The 25,211-nt window shown below is 74.6% G+C and carries 24 protein-coding genes and 1 riboswitch; of the genes, 5 read left to right on the forward strand and 19 right to left on the reverse strand.

Features of this window, described 5'->3' with window-relative positions:
• Window positions 1-23 precede the first annotated feature (23 nt).
• A complete protein-coding gene (locus ABZ801_RS06675) occupies window positions 24-1,235 on the forward strand; it encodes an aldolase (RefSeq protein WP_360693757.1) in 1,212 nt (403 codons plus the stop codon).
• Window positions 1,236-1,348: 113 nt separating this feature from the next.
• Here ABZ801_RS06675 and ABZ801_RS06680 read toward each other — a convergent pair whose 3' ends face one another.
• The 5 genes from ABZ801_RS06680 to ABZ801_RS06700 all read right to left on the reverse strand — a co-directional run bounded on the left by ABZ801_RS06680 (window position 1,349) and on the right by ABZ801_RS06700 (window position 5,659).
• A complete protein-coding gene (locus tag ABZ801_RS06680; protein WP_360693760.1) occupies window positions 1,349-1,816 on the reverse strand; it encodes a nitroreductase family deazaflavin-dependent oxidoreductase in 468 nt (155 codons plus the stop codon).
• 85 nt (window positions 1,817-1,901) lie between these two features.
• The gene (locus ABZ801_RS06685) at window positions 1,902-2,498 is read right to left on the reverse strand and encodes a nucleotidyltransferase family protein (protein WP_360693763.1); all 597 of its coding nucleotides are present in this window, start codon (window positions 2,496-2,498) and stop codon (window positions 1,902-1,904) included.
• Window positions 2,498-3,616: an XdhC family protein gene (locus ABZ801_RS06690; RefSeq protein ID WP_360693766.1), complete on the reverse strand. Its 1,119-nt coding sequence runs from the start codon at window positions 3,614-3,616 to the stop codon at window positions 2,498-2,500. Before ABZ801_RS06690 ends, ABZ801_RS06685 begins: the two co-directional genes overlap by 1 nt.
• The gene (locus ABZ801_RS06695; RefSeq protein ID WP_360693769.1) at window positions 3,609-4,739 is read right to left on the reverse strand and encodes a VWA domain-containing protein; all 1,131 of its coding nucleotides are present in this window, start codon (window positions 4,737-4,739) and stop codon (window positions 3,609-3,611) included. The genes ABZ801_RS06690 and ABZ801_RS06695 overlap by 8 nt, the downstream gene beginning before the upstream one ends.
• Before the next feature lie 5 nt (window positions 4,740-4,744).
• A complete protein-coding gene (locus ABZ801_RS06700; protein WP_360693772.1) occupies window positions 4,745-5,659 on the reverse strand; it encodes a MoxR family ATPase in 915 nt (304 codons plus the stop codon).
• A 155-nt stretch (window positions 5,660-5,814) separates the two neighbouring features.
• Here ABZ801_RS06700 and ABZ801_RS06705 point away from each other — a divergent pair, with 155 nt between their 5' ends.
• From ABZ801_RS06705 to ABZ801_RS06715, 3 genes are all read left to right on the forward strand, one after another.
• Window positions 5,815-7,119: a sulfite oxidase gene (locus ABZ801_RS06705; protein WP_360693775.1), complete on the forward strand. Its 1,305-nt coding sequence runs from the start codon at window positions 5,815-5,817 to the stop codon at window positions 7,117-7,119.
• 64 nt (window positions 7,120-7,183) lie between these two features.
• Window positions 7,184-8,584, forward strand: coding sequence for a selenium-binding family protein (locus ABZ801_RS06710; protein WP_360693778.1), 1,401 nt, complete (start codon window positions 7,184-7,186; stop codon window positions 8,582-8,584).
• Window positions 8,585-9,214, forward strand: a complete 630-nt coding sequence (locus ABZ801_RS06715; protein ID WP_360693781.1) for a hypothetical protein — start codon at window positions 8,585-8,587, stop codon at window positions 9,212-9,214.
• Between the two features lie 6 nt (window positions 9,215-9,220).
• On the opposite strand, the gene ABZ801_RS06720 is transcribed toward ABZ801_RS06715, so the two are convergent.
• The 14 genes from ABZ801_RS06720 to ABZ801_RS06785 all read right to left on the reverse strand — a co-directional run bounded on the left by ABZ801_RS06720 (window position 9,221) and on the right by ABZ801_RS06785 (window position 23,351).
• Window positions 9,221-9,832, reverse strand: a complete 612-nt coding sequence (locus tag ABZ801_RS06720; RefSeq protein ID WP_360693784.1) for a Uma2 family endonuclease — start codon at window positions 9,830-9,832, stop codon at window positions 9,221-9,223.
• 150 nt (window positions 9,833-9,982) lie between these two features.
• Window positions 9,983-10,432, reverse strand: a complete 450-nt coding sequence (locus tag ABZ801_RS06725; protein ID WP_360693787.1) for a PH domain-containing protein — start codon at window positions 10,430-10,432, stop codon at window positions 9,983-9,985.
• Window positions 10,422-11,297: an ATP phosphoribosyltransferase gene (gene hisG / locus ABZ801_RS06730; protein WP_344955429.1), complete on the reverse strand. Its 876-nt coding sequence runs from the start codon at window positions 11,295-11,297 to the stop codon at window positions 10,422-10,424. The genes ABZ801_RS06725 and hisG overlap by 11 nt, the downstream gene beginning before the upstream one ends.
• Window positions 11,298-11,341: 44 nt before the next feature.
• Entirely contained in the window at window positions 11,342-11,854 is a 513-nt protein-coding gene (gene ribH, locus ABZ801_RS06735; RefSeq protein WP_344955427.1) for a 6,7-dimethyl-8-ribityllumazine synthase, read from the reverse strand.
• Window positions 11,851-13,116, reverse strand: a complete 1,266-nt coding sequence (locus ABZ801_RS06740) for a bifunctional 3,4-dihydroxy-2-butanone-4-phosphate synthase/GTP cyclohydrolase II (protein ID WP_360694158.1) — start codon at window positions 13,114-13,116, stop codon at window positions 11,851-11,853. The genes ribH and ABZ801_RS06740 overlap by 4 nt, the downstream gene beginning before the upstream one ends.
• Before the next feature lie 32 nt (window positions 13,117-13,148).
• Window positions 13,149-13,787 (reverse strand): nicotinamide mononucleotide transporter family protein, encoded by a 639-nt coding sequence (locus ABZ801_RS06745; protein ID WP_360693791.1) that lies wholly within the window; start codon window positions 13,785-13,787, stop codon window positions 13,149-13,151.
• Entirely contained in the window at window positions 13,784-14,383 is a 600-nt protein-coding gene (locus ABZ801_RS06750; protein WP_360693794.1) for a riboflavin synthase, read from the reverse strand. The genes ABZ801_RS06745 and ABZ801_RS06750 overlap by 4 nt, the downstream gene beginning before the upstream one ends.
• A gap of 103 nt (window positions 14,384-14,486) precedes the next feature.
• A riboswitch (FMN riboswitch) is annotated at window positions 14,487-14,617 on the reverse strand.
• A 157-nt stretch (window positions 14,618-14,774) separates the two neighbouring features.
• Window positions 14,775-15,449 carry a ribulose-phosphate 3-epimerase gene (rpe, locus tag ABZ801_RS06755; protein ID WP_344955421.1) on the reverse strand — a complete coding sequence of 225 codons (675 nt, stop codon included), beginning with the start codon at window positions 15,447-15,449 and terminating at the stop codon, window positions 14,775-14,777.
• A gap of 12 nt (window positions 15,450-15,461) precedes the next feature.
• Window positions 15,462-16,427 carry a phosphatase PAP2 family protein gene (locus ABZ801_RS06760; protein ID WP_360693798.1) on the reverse strand — a complete coding sequence of 322 codons (966 nt, stop codon included), beginning with the start codon at window positions 16,425-16,427 and terminating at the stop codon, window positions 15,462-15,464.
• Between the two features lie 125 nt (window positions 16,428-16,552).
• Complete coding sequence (locus ABZ801_RS06765; protein WP_360693801.1) at window positions 16,553-17,983, reverse strand: transcription antitermination factor NusB; 1,431 nt, start codon at window positions 17,981-17,983, stop codon at window positions 16,553-16,555.
• On the reverse strand, window positions 17,983-18,909 hold the full coding sequence (fmt, locus tag ABZ801_RS06770) for a methionyl-tRNA formyltransferase (RefSeq protein WP_344955415.1): 927 nt from the start codon (window positions 18,907-18,909) through the stop codon (window positions 17,983-17,985). The genes ABZ801_RS06765 and fmt overlap by 1 nt, the downstream gene beginning before the upstream one ends.
• 1 nt (window position 18,910) lies before the next feature.
• Window positions 18,911-19,456 carry a peptide deformylase gene (def, locus tag ABZ801_RS06775; RefSeq protein WP_344955413.1) on the reverse strand — a complete coding sequence of 182 codons (546 nt, stop codon included), beginning with the start codon at window positions 19,454-19,456 and terminating at the stop codon, window positions 18,911-18,913.
• 68 nt (window positions 19,457-19,524) lie between these two features.
• Window positions 19,525-21,201 carry a hypothetical protein gene (locus ABZ801_RS06780; RefSeq protein ID WP_360693805.1) on the reverse strand — a complete coding sequence of 559 codons (1,677 nt, stop codon included), beginning with the start codon at window positions 21,199-21,201 and terminating at the stop codon, window positions 19,525-19,527.
• Between the two features lie 17 nt (window positions 21,202-21,218).
• Entirely contained in the window at window positions 21,219-23,351 is a 2,133-nt protein-coding gene (locus ABZ801_RS06785; RefSeq protein WP_360693808.1) for a primosomal protein N', read from the reverse strand.
• Between the two features lie 140 nt (window positions 23,352-23,491).
• Between ABZ801_RS06785 and ABZ801_RS06790 the strand changes: the two genes are divergently transcribed.
• Window positions 23,492-25,159 carry an MFS transporter gene (locus tag ABZ801_RS06790; RefSeq protein ID WP_360693811.1) on the forward strand — a complete coding sequence of 556 codons (1,668 nt, stop codon included), beginning with the start codon at window positions 23,492-23,494 and terminating at the stop codon, window positions 25,157-25,159.
• The last annotated feature ends 52 nt before the right edge of the window (window positions 25,160-25,211 follow it).

The raw sequence follows: 25,211 nt of genomic DNA on the forward strand, positions 1-25,211 counted from the left end.
TGATCTTGGGGGATCATGGCGGGGTGAACCTCAGCGTTGCCTCGATCGACGACCTGTCCGCCCGTGTCGACGCCGTACGCGCCGAGCACGACCGGCACTTCCCGGGCCCGGCCACCGGACGCCAGCCGGTGCACACCGTCTACGTCCCCGCCGACCGGTTCTCCCCGTCCACGCCCACCGACTTCGGCGCCGAGGCGCTGCGGCTGCTCAACACGCACACGCCCGGCGCGGGGTCGTTCGGCACCGCGTTCGGCATCGACCCGGAGATCGCCGGGACGGTGCGCGAGCGGGTGGCGGCCAAGCTGGCCGCCGAGCCGGTCGAGGACGTGCGCGTCGACTTCGAGGACGGCTACGGCGTGCGCGACGACGCCGAGGAGGACGCCCACATCGCCCAGGTCGTCGAGGCCGTCGCCGCCGCGTACCAGGGCCGGACGCTCCCCCACTACTGGGGCCTGCGGGTCAAGTCGTTCGCCGACGGCGGCCACGTGCGCGCCATGCGGACCCTGGACGGCTTCCTGACCGCGCTGCGCGACCGGCTCGGCCGGCTGCCCGGCGGGTTCACCATCACCTTCCCCAAGGTGGTGATGGCCGAGCACGTGACGATCTTCGTGGAGTACCTGGAGCGGCTGGAGGCGGCGCTCGGGCTGCCCCCCGGGATCCTGCGCTTCGAGGTCCAGGTGGAGACCACCGAGGCGATCATCGACCACCAGGGCCGGTTCGGGCTGCGCGCCATCGTCGAGGCCGCGGCCGGGCGGCTGACCGCCGCGCACTTCGGCGTGTTCGACTACACCGCCGCGTGCGGGCTGCCGCCCGCCGAGCAGCGCCTGGACCACCCCGCCTGCGACTTCGCCCGGCACGCCATGCAGGTGTCGCTGGCGGGCACCGGCGTGCGGCTGTCGGACGGCTCCACCAACGTCGTCCCGCGCAACGACGGCCCCGACGAGGTCAACCACACCTGGGCGGTGCACGCCGCGCACGTCCGGCACTCCCTGCGGCACGGCTTCTACCAGGGCTGGGACATGCACCCGGCGCACCTGCCGAGCCGCTACGCCGCCGTGTACGCCTTCCACCTGTCCGGGGTGGACGAGGTGATCGGCCGCGTCCGGGCCTGGCACGAGCAGGCCGCGGGCAAGGGCGACGGCGTCCTCGACGAGCCCGCCACCATCAAGGCCCTGACCGCCCGCCTGCGCCGCGCCGTCGACTGCGGCGCCCTGGACGAAAGCGTCCTGCCGTGACCATGTGGGGGACGACCCCCACTGCGGTCACCTGACCTGCCCCACTGGGTGACGACCCCCAGACCCCCGCAAGTCGGTCAGGCGGTCCTCGCTCCGCTGGCGCTCCGCTGCGGTCACCTGACCTCCGGCTCGCAGATCACCACGGGGATCTCGCGGTCGGTCCAGGACTGGTAGTCGGCGTAGTCGGGGTACATGGCGACCAGCCGGGGCCACAGCGCCTCGCGTTCGGACGCGTCGGCGGTGCGGGCGCGCATGGGACGGCGGTCCGGCCCGATCTGCACCAGCACGTTCGGGTTGGCGGTCAGGTTGTGGTACCAGGCGGGGTGGCGCGGGTGGCCGCCCACCGACGCGACGATCACCACGCGGTCGTCGTCCTGCATGTACAGCAGCGGCTTGGTGCGGTGCGTGCCGCTGCGGCGGCCGATCGTGGTCAGCAGGCACACTGGCGCGCCCGACCGCGGGAACCGGCGGCCGAGCCGCCCGCCCGACAGCCGGTACAGCGCCACGTGCGCCGCGCTGGTGACCTTCATGAACCTGGAGAAGGCGGGATTGTCGAGATGGGCGGGGCGGGGCTTGGACATGACGACCTCCACCGGACTGCCGGACCAGTGCGGTCCATCCGACCCGAAGCGATCACCACAGTCAACGGGACATGCGGCACGGGCGTCAGCGGGCGTCTCCGGGCGGCCGGGTGAAGGCGGCCAGGTCGGCGGGGGTGTCGATGTCGTCGGGGGCGGCGACGTCGTCGCAGGGGACGGGCGTGACCAGGTCCGGACGGGCGCGCAGGAACGCGCGGGCGCCCATGTCCCCGACGGCGGCCTCGGCGGCGCCCGCGAAGTGCTCGCGGGCGATGAGCACGGGATTGCGCGGCGCCCCGCCGTAGGTGGCCACGGCGACGCGGGCGCCGCCCCGGTACGCCTCCACCAGCCGGCGCACGGCGGCGGCGCCGACGCGCGGCTGGTCGACCAGCGCGACGACGACGGCGGGCGCGTCCGGCGGCAGCGCCGCGAGCCCGGCCCGCAGCGACGACCCCATGCCGGTGCGCCAGGCGGGGTTCGGCACGACGATCGCACCGATCACCTCCACGGGCGCCGCCCCGGTCACCACGATCACCGGGGCGCAGCCGCCCTCGCGCAGCACCCGCACGCCGCGGTCGACGAGCCGTTCGCCCTCGACCTCCACCAGCGCCTTGGGCCGCCCGAGCCGCCTGCCCGCACCGGCCGCCAGCAGCAGCCCGGCGGGGCCGTCGCCGTGTGCCGCCATCAGCTGGCGTCGCCGTGGATGCGGCCGGACGTGCTGCTGAGCGGGCGGCCCGAGCCGCCCCAGCGGAGCTGGATCAGCTCGGCGGCGATCGACACGGCCGTCTCCTCGGGGGTGCGGGCGCCCAGGTCCAGGCCGATGGGCGAGCGCAGCCGGGACAGCTCGGCGTCGGTGAGCCCGGCCTCGCGCAGGCGTTTCGTCCGGTCGTCGTGGGTGCGGCGCGACCCCATGGCGCCCACGTACCCGGCGGGGGTGCGCAGCGCGACCTGCAGCAGCGGCACGTCGAACTTGGGGTCGTGGGTGAGCACGCAGATCGCGGTGCGCTCGTCCACGTCGATCTCGTCCAGGTACTTGTGCGGCCACTTCACCACGACCTCGTCGGCCTCGGGGAACCGCTTGGACGTGGCGAACACCGGCCGGGCGTCGCACACGGTCACGTGGTAGCCGAGGAACTTGCCGACGCGGGCGACGGCGGCGGCGAAGTCGATCGCGCCGAACACCAGCAGGCGCGGCGGCGGCGCGAACGAGTGCACGAACACCGACAGCTCGTCCAGGCGCCGCTCCCCCTCGCGGCCGTAGTGCCGCTGCCCGGTCAGGCCCTGGGCGAGCATGCCGCGCGCGTCGTCGTCCACGGCGGCGTCGAGCCGGGCCGCGTGCGGCGCGCCGGGCGCCAGGCTGCCGGACGCGCGGTCCGCCCAGATCACCCGGCGGGCGCCGAGCCGTCCCGGCCCGCCCACCACGGTGGCGACCGCCACCGGCTCGCGCGCCTCGATCGAGGCGGCGACCCGGTCGAACTCGGGAAAGGTGGCGGGGCCGACCGGCTCGACCAGCACGTCCAGGATGCCGCCGCAGGTCAGGCCGACGGCGAACGCGTCGTCGTCGCTGACCCCGTACCGCTGCACGACCGGCTCCCCGGACGCGATCACCGACTGCGCCAGGTCGTACACCGCGCCCTCGACGCAGCCGCCCGACACGCTGCCGACCACCTCACCCGACGGTGACACCGCCATGGCCGCGCCGGGCGGGCGGGGCGCGCTGCGGAAGGTGTTCACCACGGTCGCCAGCCCGAACGTCTCGCCCGCCGCGTACCAGGACGCGATGTCGCCGAGCACGTCACGCATGGGCGCCTCCCTGTCTGCTGGACGTCCCGACCAGGCGGGCGAGTTCCTGCAGCGCGCCGAGACTGTGCCCGGAGGTGAAGTCGTCGACGTGCGGCAGCGCCGCCGCCATGCCCGCCGTGAGGGGTTCGTACCCGGGACGGGCCTTGTGCGGGTTGGCCCACACCACGCGGTGCGCCAGCCGCGCCAGGCGGCGCATCTGCTCGCCGAGCAGCGTGGCGTCGCCGCGTTCCCAGCCGTCGGAGGCGATGACCACCACGGCCCCGCGCGCCATGCCGCGCTGCCCGAACCGGTCGAGGAACTCCTTGAGCTCGGCGCCGAGCCGGGTGCCGCCGCTCCAGTCGGGGATCGCGGCCGACACCGCCGCCATCGCCGTGTCGGGGTCGCGGTGCCGCAGCTCGCGGGTGAGCCGGGTCAGGCGGGTCCCGACGCTGAACACCTCCACCGTCCGGCCGCCCGAGCGGGCCGCGGCGTGCGCGAACCGCAGCAGCGCGTCGGCGTAGGGGCTCATCGACCCGCTGACGTCGACCAGCAGCACCACGCGCCGCCGCCGGGTGCGGTGGGCGCGGCGCCTCAGCAGCGAGATCTCCCCGCCGCGGCGCAGCACCTCGCGGACGGTGCGGGCCGGGTCGAGCCGTCCGGCGGGGGCGGGCGCGAACCGGCGGGACCGGCGCCGCGCGGACGAGGCGTCCAGCAGCGCGATCAGCCGGTTGATCTCGGCGCGTTCGGCGGGGCCGAGCCGGGCCACGTCGCGGTGCCGCAGCACCTCCACGTCGCCGGCGACGGCGAGCGCGGCGCCGGCCGGGTCCCCGGCGTCGCCGGCCTCGGCGCCGGACTCGGCGGCGGGGCGGCGCACCACCACCGGGGGCGGCGGACGGCGGCCCGGACGCGCCGTCCGCCCGGAGAAGTAGGCGGCGAAACAGCGGTCGTAGCGGGGCAGGTCGTCGGGGTCGGAGCACAGCGTCAGCCGTCCCGCCCAGTACACGTCGGCGGGGTCGAGGACGTCGAGGTGGTCGAGCGCGGCGAGCATGGCGTGCACGCGTTCGGGATCGGCGCCGACGCCCGCCGCGCGCAGCGTGCGCGCGAACCCGACGATCGTGTCGGTGACGTCCCGCGTCGCGCCCATCGCCGTCACGTCCCGCCGGGCGGGCCGCCGCCGTCGACCAGCGCGGCCAGGCCGTGGCCGCGCACGCGCTCCTGGTCCTCGCGGTACTTCAGGACGGCGCCGAGCGTCACCGCCGCCACGTCCGGGTCCAGGTCGCGGACGCCGAGCGCGACCAGCGCCTCGGTCCAGTCCAGGCTCTCGGCGACGCCGGGCGGCTTGAGCAGGTCCTGGGCGCGCAGCCGCTGGGCGGCGCGGGCGACCTGCCCGGCCAGCCGCTCGGACGCGCCGGGCAGGCGGCGCCGGATGATCGCCACCTCCCGGTCGTAGGAGGGGTGCTCCAGCCAGTGGTACAGGCAGCGGCGCTTGAGCGCGTCGTGCACCTCGCGGGTGCGGTTGGACGTCACCACCACGACCGGGGGCCGTTCGGCGCGGATCGTGCCGAGTTCGGGCACCGAGATGGTGAAGTCGCTCAGCACCTCCAGCAGGAACGCCTCGAACTCGTCGTCGGCCCGGTCGATCTCGTCGACCAGCAGCACGCTGGGCACCGTCTCCAGGGCGCGCAGCAGCGGCCGGGCGACCAGGAACCGCCGGTCGTACAGTTCGCCCTCCAGCCGGGTGACGTCGGTGACCCCGGCGGCCTCGGCGGCCCGCAGGTGCAGCAGCTGGCGGGGGAAGTCCCAGTCGTAGAGGGCCTGGGCGGCGTCCAGCCCCTCATAGCACTGCAGCCGGATCAGCGGCGCGTCCAGCACCCTGGCGAGCGTCTTGGCCAGCTCGGTCTTGCCGACCCCGGCCTCGCCCTCCAGGAACAGCGGCCGCCGCATCCGCAGCGCCAGGAAGCAGGCGGTGGCCAGGCCCTCGTCGCACAGGTAGCCGTGCCGGTCCAGCAGGCCCGCCAGCTCGACGGGCGAACGGGTCTCGGCGACGGCCGCGGGCTCCCACACGCTGCCAGGCTACTCACCGGGCGCGCGTCTCTCACCGGCAGTATCCGCCGATTTCGCAGCCCCCCAATTTTTGGTCAATCAAGTAGGGAAAGTTGACTTTCGGTCGCCGGTTCAGCAGCATCGCCGGTATGGACCTTGACGGTACGCAGCCGGACGTGAGCGGGGCGGATCTGACGGACGAGGCCGTCTACGAGCGGGTGCGGGCGGCGCAGTGGCGGGCACGGCTCGCCGGAGGGCTCTCCCGGCGGGCGATGTTCCGCCTCGGCGCGGGGGCGGCGGGCCTCGGCCTGGGCGCGGCCCTGACCCGTACGGCCGGCGCCGCGGCCGCCTCCGCGCAGACGCCGGCCGCTCCCGCGCAGGCGTCCGCCGGGCCCATCGTCAAGCCGCTGCCGCCCGAGCTGTTCGTCGTCCACGGCACCAACGCCGAGACGCGGTGGGAGGCGATGCGCGGGCAGGGCCTGCTCACCCCGGCCGACCGGTTCTTCGTCCGCAACCACGTGTCCACCCCGCTGATCGACGCGCGCACCTGGCGGCTGAAGCTGTGGGGCACCGGGCTGCACGGCTCCCCCACCGAGGACCGTCCCGTCGAGTTCACCTACGAGGACCTGCTCGGCATGCGGTCGGAGACGCTGACGGCCTTCATCGAGTGCACGGGCAACGGGCGCAGCTACTACACCTCCCAGCAGGGGCAGCAGGTGTCAGGCACCCCCTGGAGGCTGGGCGCGGTCGGCGTGGCGCGCTGGCGGGGCGTTCCGCTGGCCGCCGTCCTGGAACGTGCCGGGCTGACCCGCCACGCCGTGGACGTCCTCCCCCGCGGCCTGGACCCCGACTACACCGACGGGGGCGAGAACCTCGGCCGCGTGCGCCGCCCCCTGCCCGTCGCCAAGGCCCTCAAGGACGTGCTGCTGGCCTACGAGATGAACGGCGCGCCCCTGCCGCCCGACCACGGCTACCCGGTGCGGCTGGTCGTCCCGTCCTGGGTGGGCATCGCCTCCATCAAGTGGCTCGGTGACATCCAGGTGGCCGACCAGCCCCTCTTCTCGCCCTGGAACACCCGCTACTACCGGCTGTTCGGGCCCGGCTACCCCGAGGAGGGCAGCGCGCCTCTCACCCGCATGAACGTCAAGAGCGCGTTCGAGCTGGCCTGGGACGCCACCCTGCACGGGGGCCGCACCCACGTGCTGCACGGCCGCTCCTGGTCGGGCAACGGTCGCGTACGCCGCGTGGAGGTCAGCGTGGACGGCGGCGCCACCTGGCGGAACGCCCGCCTGCACGGCCCCGGCCTGGCGCGCGCCTGGGTGCGGTGGGAGCTGCCGTGGCGTCCCCCCGGCCCCGGCCGTCACGAGCTGCTGGCGCGGGCCACCGACGAGACGGGCGCCGTCCAGCCCGCCACCGCGCCCCACAACACCCTCGGCTATCTCTTCGGGGCGGTAGTCCGGCATCCCGTGACGGTCACCTGACCGGTCCCGGCACACCGCCCCGCACCAACGTGACCCCGAACCGACGAATGGGTAGGAGCCTGCCATGGCACTGTGGAAGCCGGACCCCACCTTCTACGCCTCGCCCAGGGAGGCCGTGAACGCGCCTCCGGAGACGCTGGCGTACGTCGCCGCGTTCGACCGGGCCGCCGCCAAGCCCGACGCCATCGCCGTCCTGGACGTGGACCCCGACTCCGACTCCTACGGCTCCGTGGTCGGCTGGACCGAACTGCCCAACCTCGGCGACGAGCTCCACCACTTCGGCTGGAACGCGTGCAGCAGCGCCCTGTGCCCCTACGCGCCGCACCCTCACGTCGAACGCCGCTACCTGATCGTGCCGGGGCTGCGCTCATCGCGCGTCTACGTCCTGGACACCAAGGACGACCCCAAGAAGCCCAGCATCGTCAAGACCATCGAGCCGGAGGAACTGGCCGAACGCGCCGGCTACTCCCGCCCCCACACCGTCCACTGCGGCCCCGAGGGCCTGTACCTCACCGCACTGGGCGGCGCCAATGGACAGGACGGGCCGGGCGGGATCGCGCTGCTGGACCACACCTCCTTCGAGGTGCTCGGCCGGTGGGAGGTCGACCGCGGCCCGCAGCACCTGGCCTACGACGCCTGGTGGCACATCGCCCACGACGTCCTGATCACCTCCGAGTGGGGCACCCCGTCCATGGTGGAGGACGGCGTCGTCGGCGAACTGCTGCTCGGCCGCAAGTACGGCCACGCCCTGCACTTCTGGGACCTGCGCAAACGCTCCCACGTCCAGACGGTCGACCTGGGCGACGAGCACCAGATGGTGCTGGAGCTGCGACCCGCCCACGACCCGACCAAGCTGTACGGGTTCGCCGGGGTCGTGGTCAGCGTCGAGGACCTGTCGGCCTCGGTGTGGCTGTGGCACCGCGACGGCGACCGGTGGGCCGCCCGCAAGGTCATCACCATCCCCGCCGAACCGGCCGACGCCGAGGACCTCCCGCCCGTCATCCAGCCGTTCGGCGCGGTCCCGCCGCTGGTCACCGACATCGACCTGTCCGTCGACGACAAGTGGCTGTACGTGTCGTGCTGGGGCACCGGCGAGCTCAAGCGCTACGACGTCAGCGACCCGTTCAACCCCGTGGAGGCGGGCTCGGTGCGCATCGGCGGCATCGTCGGCCGCACCCCGCACCCCGCCGCGCCCGACCTGCCGCTGGCCGGAGGCCCGCAGATGGTGGAGGTCAGCCGCGACGGCCGCCGCGTCTACGTCACCAACTCCCTCTACGGGTCCTGGGACGACCAGTTCTACCCCGACGGCGTGGGCGCCTGGATGGCCAAGCTCGACTCCACCCCGGACGGCTTCGCGTTCGACGAGCGGTTCTTCCCGCACGGCGAGGAGTTCCGCGGCCTGCGTCCCCACCAGACGCGCCTGCAGGGCGGCGACGCGTCCTCCGACTCCTACTGCTACCCGTAGATGACCAACGGCTCCCTGGCGGCGCTGGTGGCACTCGGCGCCTTTCACGGCCTCAACCCGGGGATGGGCTGGCTGTTCGCGGTCGCCCGCGGCCTGCAGGAACGCAGCCGCGCGCGGCTGCTGCAGTCGCTGCCCGCCATCGCCGCCGGGCACGCCGCATCCGTCGGCGCGATCGCCGTGCTGGTCTCCCTCACCCGTTCGGTGACCACCACCCGCGTGATCGCCATCGTGGGCGGGGCCGTGCTCGTCGGCTTCGGCCTGTGGCGCCTGCTGTCGCAGCGGCACTTCCGCTGGGTCGGCATGCGGCTGTCGCTGTGGCAGCTGGCGGGCTGGTCGTTCCTGATGTCCTCGGTGCACGGCGCGGGCCTGATGCTGCTGCCCGTCCTGACCAGCATGCCCGCGCCGGAAGGCCACGACCACCGCCTGCACGCCGACGGTGGCGCCCTGTCGGCGGGGATCTTCGTCACCGGCGTGCACACCCTGGCCATGTTCGCCGTCGCGGGCGTCGTCGCCGTCGCCGTCTACGAGTTCCTCGGCCTGACCGTCCTGCGCCGAGCCTGGCTCAACCTCGACCAGATCTGGGCCCTGGCCCTGATGGCCGCCGGCACCGCCACCCTCCTCACCGCCTGACGCCCCTCACCCCTTACGCCGGCTCCAGACGTCGGTGAAGTCGATCTCGATGTCGAACGGCACCTTCACCTGCAGTCGATCATGGTGGATGCCGGTCAAGGCATAGCCTCCGGACTCCAGATCACGCTCATAGACGTGCACAACGGTACGCCCTCCATCGTGCTCCACCCGCCAGAAGTGCCGGATACCGCCCGCCGCGTACTTGCGCGGCTTGGTGTCGCGATCCCGATCCTCGGAGTCGGGCGACACCGCCTCGATCGCCAGCACGACGTCGTCGGGGAAGTAGTGAGTGCTCGGGCTCGTCCGCTCATAAGCCTCGGCGGTGACGACCAGCACGTCAGGCTCGGGGACCTGGCGCTTGGCGAGCTTGACGGCCATCTCCCGCTCCGCCCGGAACTCCGCGGGCGCCTGGCGATCGAGTTCCTGGACAAGAAGGTTGATGACCCGGTTGTGCCATTTCTCCTGCGGGCTCACGAAGACGAGACTCCCGTCGATCAGCTCCGTGTGCCGGGGGAGGCCGCGCATCTTGAGGAAGTCGTCGGCGGTGAACCCGCCCGGCGGGGGGATCACCCATTGTGGCAGCGACGGCGTAGTCGCGTCGTCACTTTCCGCAGGCATCGCACTCACCCTCCCTAGTTAAGCTCAATGCCCGTGCCGCGCGCATCCGAACAGGGAGAGTTGATTCTGGTCACCATGCGCCCCCAGGGGGCCTTCGCGGCACAAGCCGAGCCCCCGCGAAGCGGTCACCGCATCGCCGTGGGGCGCGGGTCACTGGGGGTCGGGGGCTTCGGCGTGGGTCTTCAGGAGGGCCTGGAGCTGGGCGAAGTCGTGGGCGGCGCGGGTCTTCTCGGTGGCGTTGATGCCCATGACGCCCAGGGTGGTGCCGTCGGCGAGGTCGAGGGTGGGCCACGGGTCGCCGACGTTCATCGTCACGTCCACCACCTCGGCCCAGGCCAGGCGGCGGGTGCGGAAGGCGTTGACGACGGTGAGGCCCGACGTGTCGGCGGCGACGTGGCAGCGGGCCAGCATGTGCAGGATCCAGGCCAGGCCCAGGCCGAACAGCACCAGCAGGATGCGGTCGGCGATCTGGAAGCTGGGGGCCACGACGATGGCGAGCACGACCATGCCGAGCACGATCACGCCCGCCATCGTGTAGGCCACGATCCGCGTGGTGCGCGGGCGCCACACCACCGGAAGCGCCGGGACGTCAGTCGACAATCTTGGAAATCGGGATCTCGAGGATGTCACGGGCACCGGCCGCCTTGAGCGCCGGGATCAGGGTGTTGACGCCGCGCTTGGCGACCACGCTCTCCACCGCGTGCTGGTCGCCGCCCGCCAGCGGCGTGACCGTCGGCGCGGACATCGACGGCATGATGTCCAGCACCGCGGGCAGCTGGTCGTTGCCGACGTTCAGCTTCAGCAGCACGTTGCCGCGGGCCCGGATGGCGCCCTGCAGCAGCAGGGAGACGTCCTCCATCGCCGCGCGCTTGGCCTCGTCCTCGTAGGCCTCGCGGTTGGCGACCAGCTCGGTGTAGCTGGTCAGCAGGGTGTCCAGGATGCGCAGCCCGTTCTTGCGCAGCGACGAGCCGGTCTCGGTGAGGTCGACGATCGCGTCCACGATGTCGGGCACCTTGGCCTCGGTGGCGCCGTAGGACGGCACGACCGTCGCCTTGACGCCGTGCTTGTCGAGGAAGCGCCGGGTCAGCGCCGGGAACTCGGTGGAGATCCGCACGCCCTCCGGCAGGTCGGACACCCGCTGCCAGGGGGCGTCGTTGGGCACCGCGATGATCACGCGGACCGGGTTGGAGGTGGCCTTGGAGTACTGCAGCTGCCCCAGGCTCACCACGTCGGCGTCGGTCTCGGTGATCCAGTCGCGGCCGGTGATGCCGAGGTCGAACAGGCCCTGTTCCAGGTAGGTCGGGATCTCCTGCGGGCGCAGCACCCGCACCCGGTCGATGCGCGGGTCGTCGATGGAGGCGCGGTAGTCGCGGTCGGAGGCGCGGCGGACGGTCAGGTCGGCCGCGTCGAACAGCTCCATGGTCGCCTTTTCCAGGGACCCCTTGGGCAGGACGAGAGACAGCACGGTGAAACCTTTCGAAGGATGGAATCGACGGAACCGGGGGACGTTCAGGAGCCAGGATGCTCCACGCCGTGCCCGGCGTGACCGTGATGCCGCAGCCCTCGCAGGGTCAGTGCCGTGTCGAGTGCGGCCACAGTCGCCTCCCATCCCTTGTCCTCGCGGCTGCCCGGCAGCCCGCTTCGGTCGAGTGCCTGTTCCATGGTGTCACACGTCAGGACGCCGTTGCCCACCGGTGTCGACTCGTCGAGCGCGACCCGCGTCACGCCGGCGGTGACCGAGTCGCACACGTAGTCGAAGTGGGCGGTCTCGCCGCGGATCACCGCGCCGAGGCACACCACGGCGTCCAGGTCGCGGGCGAGCCGCTGGGCGACCACCGGGATCTCCAGCGCCCCCGCGACGCGCGCGACGACGGGCTCGGCCACGCCGCACGCCTTGGCCGCGGCCAGCGCCCGCTCCAACAGGGTATCGGTGACCTGCGGATGCCAGCGCGTGCACACCACGCCGAGGGTCAGGTCGCGCGCGTCGACGACGGTGTCCTCGGGACGGCCCGTCCCGCTCATGAGACCTCCTCCTTCGCCGCCAGGCCCTCGATCTGGTGGCCGAGACGGTCGCGCTTGGCCGCCAGGTAGCGGCGGTTGTGCTCGGTGACGACGGTGGGCAGGCTCTCGCGGCCCAGGATCCGCAGGCCGAAGCCGTCCAGCCCGGCGAGCTTGCGCGGGTTGTTGGTGAGCACCCGGACCGACCGCACGCCCAGCTCGCGCAGCATGTGCGCGGCGTTGGAGTACTCGCGGGCGTCGGCCGGCAGCCCCAGCTCCAGGTTGGCGTCCACGGTGTCGGAGCCGCCGTCCTGCAGCGCGTAGGCGCGCAGCTTGGCCAGCAGGCCGATGCCGCGGCCCTCGTGCCCGCGCAGGTAGAGGATCACGCCGCGGCCCTCGGCGGCGACGCGTTCCATGGCCGCGTCCAGCTGGGTGCCGCAGTCGCAGCGCTCGGAGTGCAGCACGTCGCCGGTCAGGCATTCGGAGTGCGCCCGCACCAGCACGTCCTCGCCGTCGCCCAGGTCGCCGAGGACGAGCGCGACGTGCTCGCCGCCGTCGATCTCGCTGGCGAACCCGACGGCCCGCCACATCCCGAACCGGTTGGGCAGCCGGGTCTCCACGACCCGGGTGACCGTCGGCTCGCGGCGGCGCCGGTACTCGGCGAGCTGCTCGATGGAGATCAGCCTGAGCCCGTGCTCCTTGGCGAACACCTGCAGCTCGGGCAGCCGGGCCATGGTGCCGTCGTCGTTGACGACCTCGGCCAGCACGCCGACCGGCGGCAGGCCGGCCAGCCGGGCCAGGTCCACGGCGGCCTCGGTGTGGCCGCGGCGGCGCAGCACCCCGCCGGGCCGGTAGCGCAGCGGGAAGATGTGCCCCGGCTGGACGAGGTCGGCCGGGCCGGTGGCGGGGTCGGCCAGCAGCCGGATGGTGTGGGCCCGGTCGGCGGCGGAGATGCCGGTGTCGATGCCCTCGCGGGCGTCCACGCTGACGGTGAACGCGGTGCGCATGGCCTCGCCGTTCTGCGCGGTCATCAGCGGGACGCCCAGCCGGTCCAGGTCCTCGCCGGGCATCGGCACGCAGATCACGCCGCTGGTGTGGCGGATGGCGAACGTCAGCAGCTCGGGGGTCGCCCTGGCGGCGGCGAAGATGATGTCGCCCTCGTTCTCGCGGTCCTCGTCGTCGACGACGAGGACGGGCCGGCCCGCCGCGATGTCGGCGACGGCGGCCTCGATGTCGTCGAAGACGCCCTCGGTGTCGGTCTGGGTGTCGGTCTGGGTGTGGGTCACGGTCTCGGTCACGGTGTCGGTCACGGTCTCGGTCAATTGGCCACCGCCTCGGGTCGGGGGGTATGCACGCTTCGCGCCTGCCAGATACGGCGCCAGTCGCGGTACCCGTTCAACACGAGTACCAAAAAGACGCCGTACACCGCGCCGGTCACCCACAGGCCGGACATCAGGGCCAGGGGCACGCCCACGAGATCGACCGCCAGCCAGATCCACCAGAAGTCGATCAGCGCGCGGCCCTGGGCGAAGGTCGCGGCCGCGCTGCCCACGAAGATGTAGGCGTCCGGCCAGGGCGCCCAGGACGCGTCGAAGTGCTCGAACAGCATCGCCACGACGACCGTCCCGGCCACCGTGGCGGCCAGCAGCGCGGTGCGCTCGCGGACGGTGCCGAAACGCACGGGCAGGCCGTCGGCCCGGCGCGTGCCGTGCGCCCACCTCTGCCAGCCGTACACCGCCAGCACGGCGAACATCACCTGCTTGAGCGCGTTGCCGGTGACGTGGGCGCTGAGGGACGCGGCGAACAGCAGCACCGATCCGGCCAGCTGCACCGGCCACGTCCAGACGGTGCGCAGCGTCGCCAGCCAGACCGTGCCCAGGGCGCAGGCGTTGCCCACCAGGTCGGTCCACAGCACCTTCTGCCCGGCGACGTGGAATCCGGCCTCGTACCAGCTCACGGGACCACCCGGCTCCCGAGCATGCGCTCGACGTACTTGGCCACCACGTCCACTTCGAGGTTCACCGGGTCGCCGGGCCGCTTGAGCCCGAGCGTGGTCAGCTCCAGGGTGGTGGGGATGAGCGCGACGCTGAAGCGGTCCGCGCCCGCCTCGACCACGGTGAGGCTGACGCCGTCGACGGTGATGGAGCCCTTGTCCACCACGTAGCGGGACAGCTCGGGCGGCAGGGAGAAGGTGACCACGTCCCAGCGTTCGCCGGGCTCGCGGGAGATCAGGCGGCCGACGCCGTCCACGTGGCCCTGCACCAGGTGGCCGCCGAGCCGGTCGGACAGGCGCACGGGGCGCTCGAGGTTGACGCGGGAGCCGGGGCCGAGCGCGCCGAGGCTGGAGCGATCCAGCGTCTCCTTGACCGCGTCGGCGGTGAAGGCGTCGTCCTTGACCTCGACCACGGTCAGACAGACGCCGTTGACGGCGATCGACGCGCCGTGCACCGCGTCCTGCGTGACGAGCGGACCGCGGATGGTGATGCGCGCCGAGTCTCCGGCGGGCTCCAGCGCGACGATCTCGCCGAGTTCCTCGACGATGCCGGTGAACATGTCCCGGGGCCTCCTCATGCGTCGGCACGGGCTCCGGGACGTGCGTACGGTGCGTACGGCCGGCGTCCCCGTCCCGGCCGCCACGGCGGCGGAAAAGGACGCCTCGCGCGCTGCCTCCCATCCGGACTTTCACCGTCGGTCCCGGAATTCCACCGGGTCAACCGGCCGATGGATTCGGCCGGGTCGCGGACTGTCACCGCCGGTTCGGACTTTCACCGACCCCGGAGCACGCGTTCACTGCTGCCAACCAGTGTGCCATGCCGCGCATTCCCGGCCGGATGTGAGACTTCCCACGGCCGGATGTGGCCAACCAAGCGCTCGCTTGGTAGCGGTCCACCCGGCAGGGTTCAGCCGGCCGGGGTTCGCCGACAGAGGTGCAGCAGGCGAGGGTTCAGCCGGCGGGGGCGGCGCGCTCCGCCTGGGCGCGCAGGCGGCGCACGGCGTCGGCCGGGTCGTCGGCGCCGTACACGGCGCTGCCCGCCACGAACACGTCGGCGCCCGCCTCGGCGCACCGCTCGATCGTCTCGGCGCTGACGCCGCCGTCGACCTGCAGCCACACGTTCAGGTCCCGCCCCTTGATCATCTGGCGGGCGCGGCGGACCTTGGGCAGCACCACGTCCAGGAACTTCTGCCCGCCGAAGCCCGGCTCGACGGTCATCAGCAGCAGCATGTCGATCTCGCCGAGCAGGTCCTCGTACGGCTCGACCGGCGTCGCCGGGTTGATGCCGAGGCCGGCGCGGGCCCCGGCGGCGCGGATGGCGCGCAGGGTGCGGATCGGCGCCTTGGCCGCCTCGGCGTGGATGGTGACGCTGCCCGCCCCCGCCTCGGCGTACTGGGGCGCCCAGCGGTCCGGGTCCTCGATCATCAGGTGGCAGTCCAGCGGCAGCGCGCTGTGCTTGAGCAGCGCCTGCACCACCGGCAGCCCGAGGGTGAGGTTGGGCACGAAGTGGTTGTCCATCACGTCGACGTGCACCCAGTCGGCGGCGCCGGAGATGGCGGCCACGTCGTCGGCGAGCCGGGCGAAGTCGGCGGACAGGATGCTGGGAGAGATCTGCGGTGCGGCCATGATGGACCGAGTCTATTGCCGCACCTCGGCGCGCTCCTCACCCGCCCGGGTGACCGCGCGGGTGGTGCGCGGCGCCAGCCCGAGCCGCATGAACGCCTCCGGCGCCCCGGCCGTCGCCCACAGCGCCAGCAGCGCATGCCCGGCGAACGCCTGCACCGGCTGGGTGCCGAGGAACAGCCCGAGGGTGTAGAACGCCGACACGCCCACCGCGCCCACCGGGACGCGCGCCAGCCGCCGCCACACCTGCCCGGACGCGTCGTACCCGCCCCGGTAGGCCATCCACGACAGGCCCGCCAGCAGGCCGAACAGACCGCCCGCCGCGGCCGCGGAGTCGCCCACGGTGATCGGCTCGACGCGGCCGCCGGCCGCCGCGATCGCGTGCGCCCAGGACGCGGGCCAGTGCCAGCCGTCCAGCGCCTCCACCGCGGCCCAGCCGAACCCGGCGAGGACCAGCGACACGCCCAGCGCCAGCCCGAGCTGCGCGGCGAGCGGACGCCGCGTCCACCACGGCACCACCAGCGGCTCCAGGTGCAGCCCGACCGCCAGCAGGACCGCGCCGATCGCGTACCCGGCGGCCACCTGCCCGATCGAGTGCACGCCCAGCACGACCCGCGACGCCCCGATCAGGCCGATCATCACCAGCGCGACCGCCCAGGCCGCGCGGCGCAGCGCCGGACGGCCCGCCGGTGCCCGCGCGGCGGCGAAGCCCCAGAACACCGCCGCGCTCTGGGCGTGCCCGGACGGCATGCCGAACGAGTCGCGCGGCTCGTGCCCGGTGATCGAGGTGTCGGTCCAGAACGGCCGCGGCTCGTGGAAGAACAGCTTCAGCACGGTGTTGAGCACCGTGCTGATCGTCAGCAGCACCGCGGCCCTGGCCCCCCACCGGGGATCCACGCACCAGTAGACGAGCACCAGAAGCGACAGGTAGACGCCGCCGCTCCCGATGAACGACATGGCCTCCATGAAATCGGTGAGCACCAAGGACTCCCCCGGGACGTTCCTGTCCGGCAGACCGCCAACGTTACTGAGACGTCCCCAGAAGAACCGCCGTCCAACACGCAAAGGTTCCCTGGCGTTACCGAGAGCAGGTCAGAGGGCGTGTCTCAGCGGCGGCGCAGCAGGGCCAGGAACATCGCGTCGGTGCCGTGCCGGTGCGGCCAGAACCGGGCGTAGCCGTCCTCGGCCGTCGCGACGCCGGTCAGGGCGGGCGCGACGGCGGCGAGCGCCGCCGGGGAGTCGAGGCGCTCCACGTCGTCGCGGCCGCGCAGCACGTCGTCCACGACCACGCTGGTCTCGGCCAGGTGCGGCGAGCACGTCACGTACGCGACCACCCCGCCGGGGCGGACCGCCTCCAGCGCCGACGCCAGCAGCCCCCGCTGCAGCGGCGTCAGCTCGGCCACGGCCTCGGGGCCGCGCCGCCACCGCGCCTCGGGACGGCGCCGCAGCGCGCCCAGGCCGGTGCACGGCGCGTCCAGCAGCACGCGGTCGAACGCGCCGGGACGCCAGGCGGGCGCGGTGCCGTCGGCGACGATCACGCCGGCGCGGTCGTCCACGGCGCCGCGGACCAGCCCGGCGCGGTGCGGCTGCACGTCGGCGGCCAGCAGGCGGGCGTCGCGCTGCGCGGCCACGGCCGACAGCAGGCCCGCCTTGCCGCCGGGCCCGGCGCACATGTCGAGCCAGCGGGCGTCGGGGCCGTCCAGCGGCACGGCGGCCAGGGCGAGCGCGACGAGCTGGCTGGCCTCGTCCTGGACGGCGGCGCGGCCCTCCTGGACGGCCGGGATCGCGGCGGGGTCTCCCTCGGGCAGCACCGCCCCGTAGGGGGAGTGCGGCGCCGGCTCGGCCCCCGCCTCGTACAACTCCTCCGGGGTGGCGCGGCCGGGCCGGGCCACCAGGGTGACGTGGGGACGTTCGTTGTCGGCGGCCAGCAGCCGTTCGATCTCGCCGCGGTCGGGCCCGAGAGAGTCGCGCAGCGCCGAGACGATCCACGTGGGGTGGCTGTGCGCGACCGACAGCCGCGCCACCTCGTCGCCGCCCTCGGGCGCGACGATGGCCAGCCACGCCGTCAGGTCGCGGGTGGCGACCTTGCGCAGCACGGCGTTGGCGAACTTGGCGTGCCCCGGGCCGGCGACCGACCTGGCCAGGTCGACGGCGGTGCCGACGGCGGCGTGCGGCGGGATGCGGGTGGCCAGGATCTGGTGGGCGCCCAGCCGCAGCACGTCCAGCAGCGGCGGGTCGATGCGGCGCAGCTCACGGTCGCTGCACAGCGCCAGGACGGCGTCGTAGGTGCCGCGGCCGCGCAGTGTGCCGTAGGTCAGCTCGGTGGCGAGCGCGGCGTCGCGTCCGGTCAGTCCGCGCGAGCGCAGGCGGTTGGGCAGCAGCAGGTTGGCGTAGGCGTCGCGGGTCTGCACGGCCCGGATGACGTCGAACGCGGTGCGGCGGGCCAGGTCCTCGGGGGGACGGCCGGTGCGGCGGGGGCCGCCGGGCCGGCGGGGGGCGCCGCGGCGGCCGCGCTGGTTGCGGTGGGCGGGCGGCATCAGTCCAGGCGGTCCTCGTCGGTGAGCCGGACGCCGCGCGTCCAGTCGAGGGCGTTCATGCGGCGCTTGCCCTGCGGCTGGACCTCGCCGAGCACGACCGGGGACGTGCTCGTGCCGGCCAGCACCTCGTTCTTGCGCACGCGCAGCGCGCCGGGGGGCAGCGGGTCGCCGCCCACGCAGGGGCGGACGGGGCCGAGCTTGAGGCGTTCGCCGCGGAAGGTGGTCCAGGCGCCGGGCGCGGGCGTGCAGGCGCGGACGAGCCGGTCGACCCGCATGGCCGGGGCGGCCCAGTCGACCCGCGCGTCCTCCGGGGTGATCTTGGCGGCGTGCGAGACGCCGTCGCCGGGCTGCGGGCGCGGTTCCAGGATGCCCGCCTCGATGCCGTTCATCGTGTCGACCAGCAGCCGCGCGCCCGCGTGCGCGAGGCGCTCCATCAGCGTCCCGGCGGTGTCGTCGTCGCTGATCGGCTCGGTCAGCACCCCGTAGACCGGGCCGGTGTCCAGGCCCTCCTCGATCTGGAAGGTGGCGGCGCCGGTCACGTCGTCGCCGTGCAGGATGGCGTGCTGGACGGGCGCGGCGCCGCGCCAGGCCGGCAGCAGGGAGAAGTGCAGGTTCACCCAGCCGTGGCGGGGGATGGCGAGCGCGACGGGCGGCAGCAGCGCCCCGTAGGCGACGACGGGGCAGCAGTCGGGGGCGATCTCGCGCAGCCGGTCCAGGAACTCGGGGTCGCGGACCTTCGCGGGCTTGAGGACCTCGATCCCGGCCTCGGCGGCGCGCCGCCCGACCGGGCTGGGCGCCGGCCTGCGGCCGCGTCCGGCGGGCGCGTCGGGACGGGTGACGACGGCCGCCACCTCGTGCCCGGACTCCAGCAGCGCCTCCAGCGACGGCACCGCCGCCTCCGGGGTTCCGGCGAAAACGAGCTTCACCCTAGATGGCCTTCCCGAACGTGGGGTGCGGGGACTGCTTGACCACCGGCGCGGGCTCGCCGAACCACTCGGCCTCGCGGATCGCCTTCATCGCGGCCCTGCGCTGCTCGGCGTCCATCCGGTCGATGAAGATCACGCCGTCCAGGTGGTCGGTCTCGTGCTGGACGCAGCGGGCCAGCAGGTGCGTGCCCTCCAGGGTGATCGGCTCGCCGTGCATGTTGAAGCCCTTGGCGACCGCGCGGACCGCGCGCGGCGTGGGGAACGACAGGCCGGGCAGCGACAGGCAGCCCTCGTCGTCGGTCTCCTGCTCCTCCGACAGGTCCAGGGTCGGGTTGACCAGGTGGCCGAGGCGGTCGTCGACGTAGTAGGTGAACACCCGCAGGCTCACGCCGAGCTGCGGCGCGGCCAGGCCCGCGCCGGGCGCGTCGATCATGGTGTCGGTCAGGTCCTTGACGAGGCGGCGCAGCTCCTTGTCGAAGTCCTTGACCGGTTCGGCCGGGGTGCGCAGCACGGGGTCGCCGAAGAGGCGGATGGGCTTGACGGCCAACGAGGACTCCGTTCCCTACGGTGCTTCTGCGAGTTCGCGCCCTGTCACGCGGTGGGTGTGCTCCCAGTCTACGAAGATCCGGAGGCGTCCCCGCCCCGCGGCGCCGCGCCGTTGCGGCTGGACCGCGCCTTGTAGGCGGCGGTGCGGGCCGCCTTCGCCAGCGCCTTGTCGGGGTGGTGGTCGCCCAGCGCCACGAGCACGTCGGTGGCGTCGGGGTGCTCGGCGCGCCAGATGTCGTCGATCAGCGCGCCCATGTCGGCGTCGGCCGGCGCCTTGGCCAGGGCCGCCCGCACCGCCTCGTCGGGTTCGGCGGTCTCCATCATCCCGGCGACCGAGTCGACGAACATCCACACGTACTCGGCGCGGCTCAGCTCGGCGCCGGGGTCGCCGTTGCGGCTCAGCCACAGCGTGGCGTACGGCCGGACGGGCGCGTGCCGCACGGCGTCCCGGACGGCGCCGGCGGCCTGCGGGCCGACGCGTTCGAGCACGGCGGCGGCCAGGTTGCGGGCGCCGGGGGTGCCGGTCCGCATGACCTCCAGCAGCTCGGCGGCGGCGTCGCGGGGGTCGCGGCGGGCCAGCCAGCCGTCGATCTCCTCGTCGGCGGTGTCGTGCCGGTGCCAGGTCAGCCCGGCCACCAGGTCCGCGGCCGGGACCTCCGCCAGCTCGCCCACCTGCGGCGCCACGAACCCGTCGGCCAGCAGCAGCTCCCGCACGCCCCACACGCCCAGCGGGGTGAGCGCGAAGCCGCCGTCGCGCGTCTCGGCCACGCCCCAGCGGACCAGGTTGTCGATCTCCTCGGCCAGCGCGGTCTCCACCGCGGCGGTCAGGGTCCGCCGGTCGTCGGCGACCTCGTACTCCTGCTCGACGTGGAGCATCAGCGCGGCCGCCAGCGGCTCGGGGGCGGTCGGCTCGTCCTGCTCGTAGAGGTGGATGAGCACGCCGGTCAGCTCGTTCTGCACCAGCTGGGCCGGGCTCAGGCCGCCGGACGGGTCGTGCTCGGGCACCGCCACGGCGTCGAACAGCCGCAGCCAGGCGTCCAGGACCGCGTGGTCGTCGTCACCGGCGTCCTCGGTGATCCCCGCCTCGTCCGCGGCCTGCCGGAGCCGGTCGGAGCCGCCCGACAGCGCCTCGGCGACGAGCGGGGAGCGGCGCGCGGCGGCGGCCAGCTCGGCCTCGGGCGCCAGCCGGACCGGCGGGACGACCAGTTCCTCGGCCCGGCGCAGGTACTCCTCGGTGCGCGCGAACCGCTCGGCCTCCGGCAGCGCCTCGAACTCGCGCACCCACCGCTCGACCGCCTCGGCGTCGTCCGGGTCGACCCCCTCGGCGACCATCATGCCGTGGATCACCTCGGCCGCGGCCTGCCGTTCGGCGGTGTCGGCGGCCGTCACCACCTCGGCGAACCGGGGCGCGAGCGCGTCCAGCTCGGCGGTCAGCTCGGCGGCGCGTGCGGCCGGGACGGCGCCGGACTCGCCGAGGAACGCCACGAGGCGGTGCGCGGTGGCGAGGATGTCGGGCACCTCGTCGGCGCCCGCGACCACCGTCTCGGGGAAGATCTCCAGCAGCAGGCGGCGCAGCAGCGCGGGCGTCAGCCCGCCCGGCCCGGCCAGCCCGAGGTCGTCGCGCATGAGGTCGAGCAGCAGCCGCGCGCCCCGCGGGTCGACGGACTCGCCGCCGTGCTCGTCCGCCCACTCCCGCAGCGCGTCGTCCACGCCGCTGACCCAGTCGTCCACGCAGTTGTCGGCCACTCGGAGAACCCTAGTGGTCAGACCAGCTCCAGGGGGTCGATCTGGACGCGCACCGTTTCCGGAGCTTTACGAGCGCTGCGCACTCCCTGCGCCTCCTTCAGCGCGCGGGCGAGCGCGAGCCCCGCGCCGCGCGGCACCCGGATGAGGGCGCGTTCCCTGCCCTGGGCCTCCCTGTCGGGGGACGCGCCGGAGGGCGGGGTGGGCACCGGCACGGGGCCGAGCACCTCGGCGCCGTCCGGCAGGCGCGCCTCGGCCAGCAGTTCGCGGACCGCCGCCGGGGACGCGGTGAGCGAGGCCATGCGCACGGCGGGCGGGAACCCCACGCCGCGCCGTTCGGCCAGCTCCCGTTCGGCGAACGTGACCGGGTCCCAGCGGATGAGCGCCTGCACGGCCGGGAGCGACCCGTCGGCGGCCACCACGACCGGCGCCGAGGGGCGGACGAGCGCGGCGGCGTTCATCCAGCGGCGCAGGGTCTCCTCCCCCGCCCGCAGGTCGGGACGGCCCAGCAGCACCCAGCCGTCCAGCAGCAGCGCGGCCGCGTAGCCGCCGTCCGCGACCGGCTCGGCGCCGGGCGTGGACACCACCAGCGCGGGCTCCGCGCCGACCGTGTCGAGCACCCCGTCGCGCCCGGAGGTCCTGACGTTGACGCCGGGGAACGCCCTGCCCAGCTCCTCGGCCGTGCGCCGCGCCCCGACGACGACCGCCCGCACGTGGATGTGCCCGCACTGGGGGCAGCGCCAGTCGCCCGCGATCCGCCCGCACCAGCGGCAGTAGGGGGTGGCGTGCGACGACGTCAGCGCCAGCGGCCCCTGGCAGGCGCCGCACCGGGCCGGGCCGCGGCAGCGCCCGCACGCCAGGCCCGGCAGGTAGCCGCGGCGCGGCACCTGCACCAGCACCGGGCCGTCCCGCAGCGCGCCCCGGGCCGTCTCGAACGCCAGATGCGACAGGCGGGCGGTGCGGGCGGCGCCGTCGCGGGCCAGCTCGGCGTCGTCGCCGGCGGGCCGCACCCGCGGCATGACCTGGCGGACGCGCGTCCGCTCGGGCGCCAGCGCGTGCGCCCAGCCGGTCTCCACCAGCTGGGTGGCCTCGGTGGTGCGGGTGAACCCGCCGAACAGCGCGGCCGCGCCGCCCCGGTGGGCGCGCAGCGCCAGCACCTCGCGGGGATGCGGGTACGGGGCGTGCGGCTCGGCGTGCACGTCGTCGCCGTCGTCCCACAGCACGACCAGGCCGAGGTCGGCGACGGGCGCGAACATCGCCGCCCGGGTGCCGACGACGGCGCGGGCGGTGCCGCGCAGCACCGCCAGCCAGCGCCGGTAGCGTTCGGCGGGGCCGGGCTCGGCGGTCAGCGCGACGTGCCGTCCCTCCCCCAGCTCGGCGGTCAGCGCCGCGTCCACGCGGGCCACGTCGCGCCCGTCGGCCAGGACGACCAGCGCGCCGCGCCCGGCCGCCAGGGTCACCGCGACGGCGCGGGCGATCGCCGCCGTCCACGCGGGGCCGGGCAGGGCCGTCCACACCGCGCGGGGCGCCCGCCCGTCCGCCAGGGCGGCCAGGAACGACGGCCCGGCCGGGTACTCCCGCCACGGCCCCGGGTCCGGTGCCGGCCCGTCCGCGTCGGCGGCGGGGGCCGCGGGCGGCTGCTCGGCCTCCACCCGGGCGTGCCGCGGCGGGATCGCCAGGCGCAGCACGTCGGCGAAGGTGCCCGCGTACCGGTCGGCGACCTCGCGGGCCAGCGCCGCCACCTGCGGGGTCAGCACCGGCTCGGGCGAGACGACCCGCTCCAGGTAGGCCAGCCTGCCCTCGTGGGCGCTGTCGGCGACCCGGTCGAGCAGCAGCCCGTCCACCAGCTGACCGGCGAACCGCACCCGCACCCGGCACCCGGGCACCGCCTGCGCGTCGAGCTGGGCGGGCACAAGGTAGTCGAACGGACGGTCCAGATGGGCCAGCGGCACCTCCACCGCGACCCGCGCGACCGGCAGCGTCTCGGCGGGCGTCCGGGCGCCCTTCCTGCCCGCGCCCTTCTTCTCCGCGCCCTTCTTCCCCGCGCCCTTCTTCCCCGGACGCCCGTCCGGACGGGCGGGGCGCTCGGCGGCCACGCGCGGGACGTCGTCCAGCCCCGGGATCAGCTCCGCTCCCCCGCCGTCGTTGCTCACGCCAACCGTCCTACCAGATCAGGCCGACGCCACGGCGGCCACGGGGCCCGGGCCGCCGCCGCGCACGGTTTGTAAGCCGTGGCGAATTCATTGGATTATTGCCCGATGCTCCGAGCGTCCCCTACGCCCCTTAAGTCGCTGTGACCGCGGTCCCCGACCTCTCCCACCTGCGCGAACGGCCGTCACGCGCCGACCGTCCCGGGGACGCGTCCCCGCGCTCCGGACGCCGGCGCCGCTGGACGGACCCGCGCCACCCCGTCACCGCCGCCACCCTCCTGGCGGCGGCGCTGCACCTGGTGTGGGGGTTGTTCCTGGCGGCCGAGGGCGGCGACCTGGCGGCGCAGAACGCCTGGACCCACTTCGCTCGCGACCACCCCGGCTCCCCCTACAGCCTGTTCTGGTACGGCGGCATGCACCCCGCCTCCTACAGCGTCCTGTCGCCGTACCTGATGGCCTGGGCGGGGATCCGCACGGTCGCCTGCGTCACCGGGACGCTGTCGGCCACGCTCACCGCCTACCTGCTCGTGCGCTTCCGGGCGCCGCTGACGCTGCCCGCCGCGCTGTGGGCGGCGTTCTCGCTGTCGTGCAACGCCGCCGCCGGACGGGTGACGTTCGGGCTCGGCCTGTTCTTCGCGCTGATCGCCGCCGTCGTGGCGTTCTCCCGGCGCGGCGCCCCCCTGGTGCGCGGCGCCGCGCTGACGTCGCTGACCGTGCTGACCACGCTCGCCAGCCCCGTGGCGGGCCTGTTCGTCATGGTCCTGGCGGCGGCGCTGTTCCTGACCGGACGGCGCCGCACCGGCTGCGCCCTGGCCGCCGGCCCGCCGGCGGTGGTGGCCGCCACGACGCTGCTGTTCCCGTTCAAGGGCGTCCAGCCGATCTCCTTCACCGCCGTGGTGCTGCCCACGCTCGCCAGCGTCGTCGCGCTGGTGCTGTGCGCGCCCCGGGAGTGGCGCACCGTCCGCGTCGGCACCGCCGTGTACCTGGCCGGGATCACGCTGACCTTCTTCATCCCCTCCCCCGTCGGCAGCAACGTGGAGCGGCTGGCGCTGATGTTCGGCGGCGTGCTGCTGCTGTGCGCCATGGCCGTCGTCCGCGACCGGCGCAGGCTGGCCGTGCTCGGCGTCGCGTTCGCCGTCACCGCCGTGTGGCAGGTGTTCAAGCCCGTCGACGACCTGATCCACACCCGGCCCGCGATGGCCGCCGCCCGGCACTCGGACGAGCTGGTCGCCCAGCTGCTGCGGCGCGGCGCCGACCGGGGCCGCGTGGAGGTCGTCCCGCTGCGCTCGCACTGGGAGGCGTCGGGTCTCAGCCGTCACGTCGTGCTCGCCCGCGGCTGGAACCGGCAGGTCGACGCCGACCGCAACGCGCTGTTCTACGACGACACCCTCACCCCCGCCGCCTACCGCGAGTGGCTGCTGCGCTGGGGCGTGCGGTACGTCGTGCTGCCCGAGGTGGAGACCGACTGGTCGGCCGAGGAGGAGGCCGAGCTGATCCGGCGCGGCCAGCCCTGGCTGCGCGAGGTCTGGCACGACGAGCACTGGCGGCTGTTCAGCGTCACCGACCCCCAGCCCCTGGCCGACCCGCCCGCCACGGTCGTGCGCATCACCGCGGACCGGCTCGTCCTGGACGTGCCCCAGGCGGGGGCGTCGCCACTCGTGCGGGTCTCCTGGTCCCCGTGGCTGGCCGTCCAGGGCCCCGGGGGCGCGTGCCTGTCGCACGAGGGCGACTTCACCCGCCTCCACACCACGGCCCCCGGCCGCTACACCCTCAAGGCCGCCTACAAGCTCCCGCGCGGCACGGCCTGCTAGCCAGGCGGCACGCGACACCGAAGACCGCGCTACAGAAGACCGCAACGTCGAA

The organism is Actinomadura sp. NPDC047616 (genome assembly GCF_040642915.1).
In the GTDB taxonomy this organism is placed as follows: domain Bacteria; phylum Actinomycetota; class Actinomycetes; order Streptosporangiales; family Streptosporangiaceae; genus Spirillospora; species Spirillospora miaoliensis.

Coding starts and splice junctions, on each gene's coding strand:
- ABZ801_RS06680 (WP_360693760.1), bottom strand. CDS start 1,816: ATGTCCAAGCCCCGCCCCGCCCATCTCGACAATCCCGCCTTCTCCAGG.
- ABZ801_RS06685 (WP_360693763.1), bottom strand. CDS start 2,498: ATGGCGGCACACGGCGACGGCCCCGCCGGGCTGCTGCTGGCGGCCGGT.
- ABZ801_RS06690 (WP_360693766.1), bottom strand. CDS start 3,616: ATGCGTGACGTGCTCGGCGACATCGCGTCCTGGTACGCGGCGGGCGAG.
- ABZ801_RS06695 (WP_360693769.1), bottom strand. CDS start 4,739: ATGGGCGCGACGCGGGACGTCACCGACACGATCGTCGGGTTCGCGCGC.
- ABZ801_RS06710 (WP_360693778.1), top strand. CDS start 7,184: ATGGCACTGTGGAAGCCGGACCCCACCTTCTACGCCTCGCCCAGGGAG.
- ABZ801_RS06715 (WP_360693781.1), top strand. CDS start 8,585: ATGACCAACGGCTCCCTGGCGGCGCTGGTGGCACTCGGCGCCTTTCAC.
- ABZ801_RS06720 (WP_360693784.1), bottom strand. CDS start 9,832: ATGCCTGCGGAAAGTGACGACGCGACTACGCCGTCGCTGCCACAATGG.
- ribH (WP_344955427.1), bottom strand. CDS start 11,854: ATGAGCGGGACGGGCCGTCCCGAGGACACCGTCGTCGACGCGCGCGAC.
- ABZ801_RS06750 (WP_360693794.1), bottom strand. CDS start 14,383: ATGTTCACCGGCATCGTCGAGGAACTCGGCGAGATCGTCGCGCTGGAG.
- rpe (WP_344955421.1), bottom strand. CDS start 15,449: ATGGCCGCACCGCAGATCTCTCCCAGCATCCTGTCCGCCGACTTCGCC.
- ABZ801_RS06765 (WP_360693801.1), bottom strand. CDS start 17,983: ATGCCGCCCGCCCACCGCAACCAGCGCGGCCGCCGCGGCGCCCCCCGC.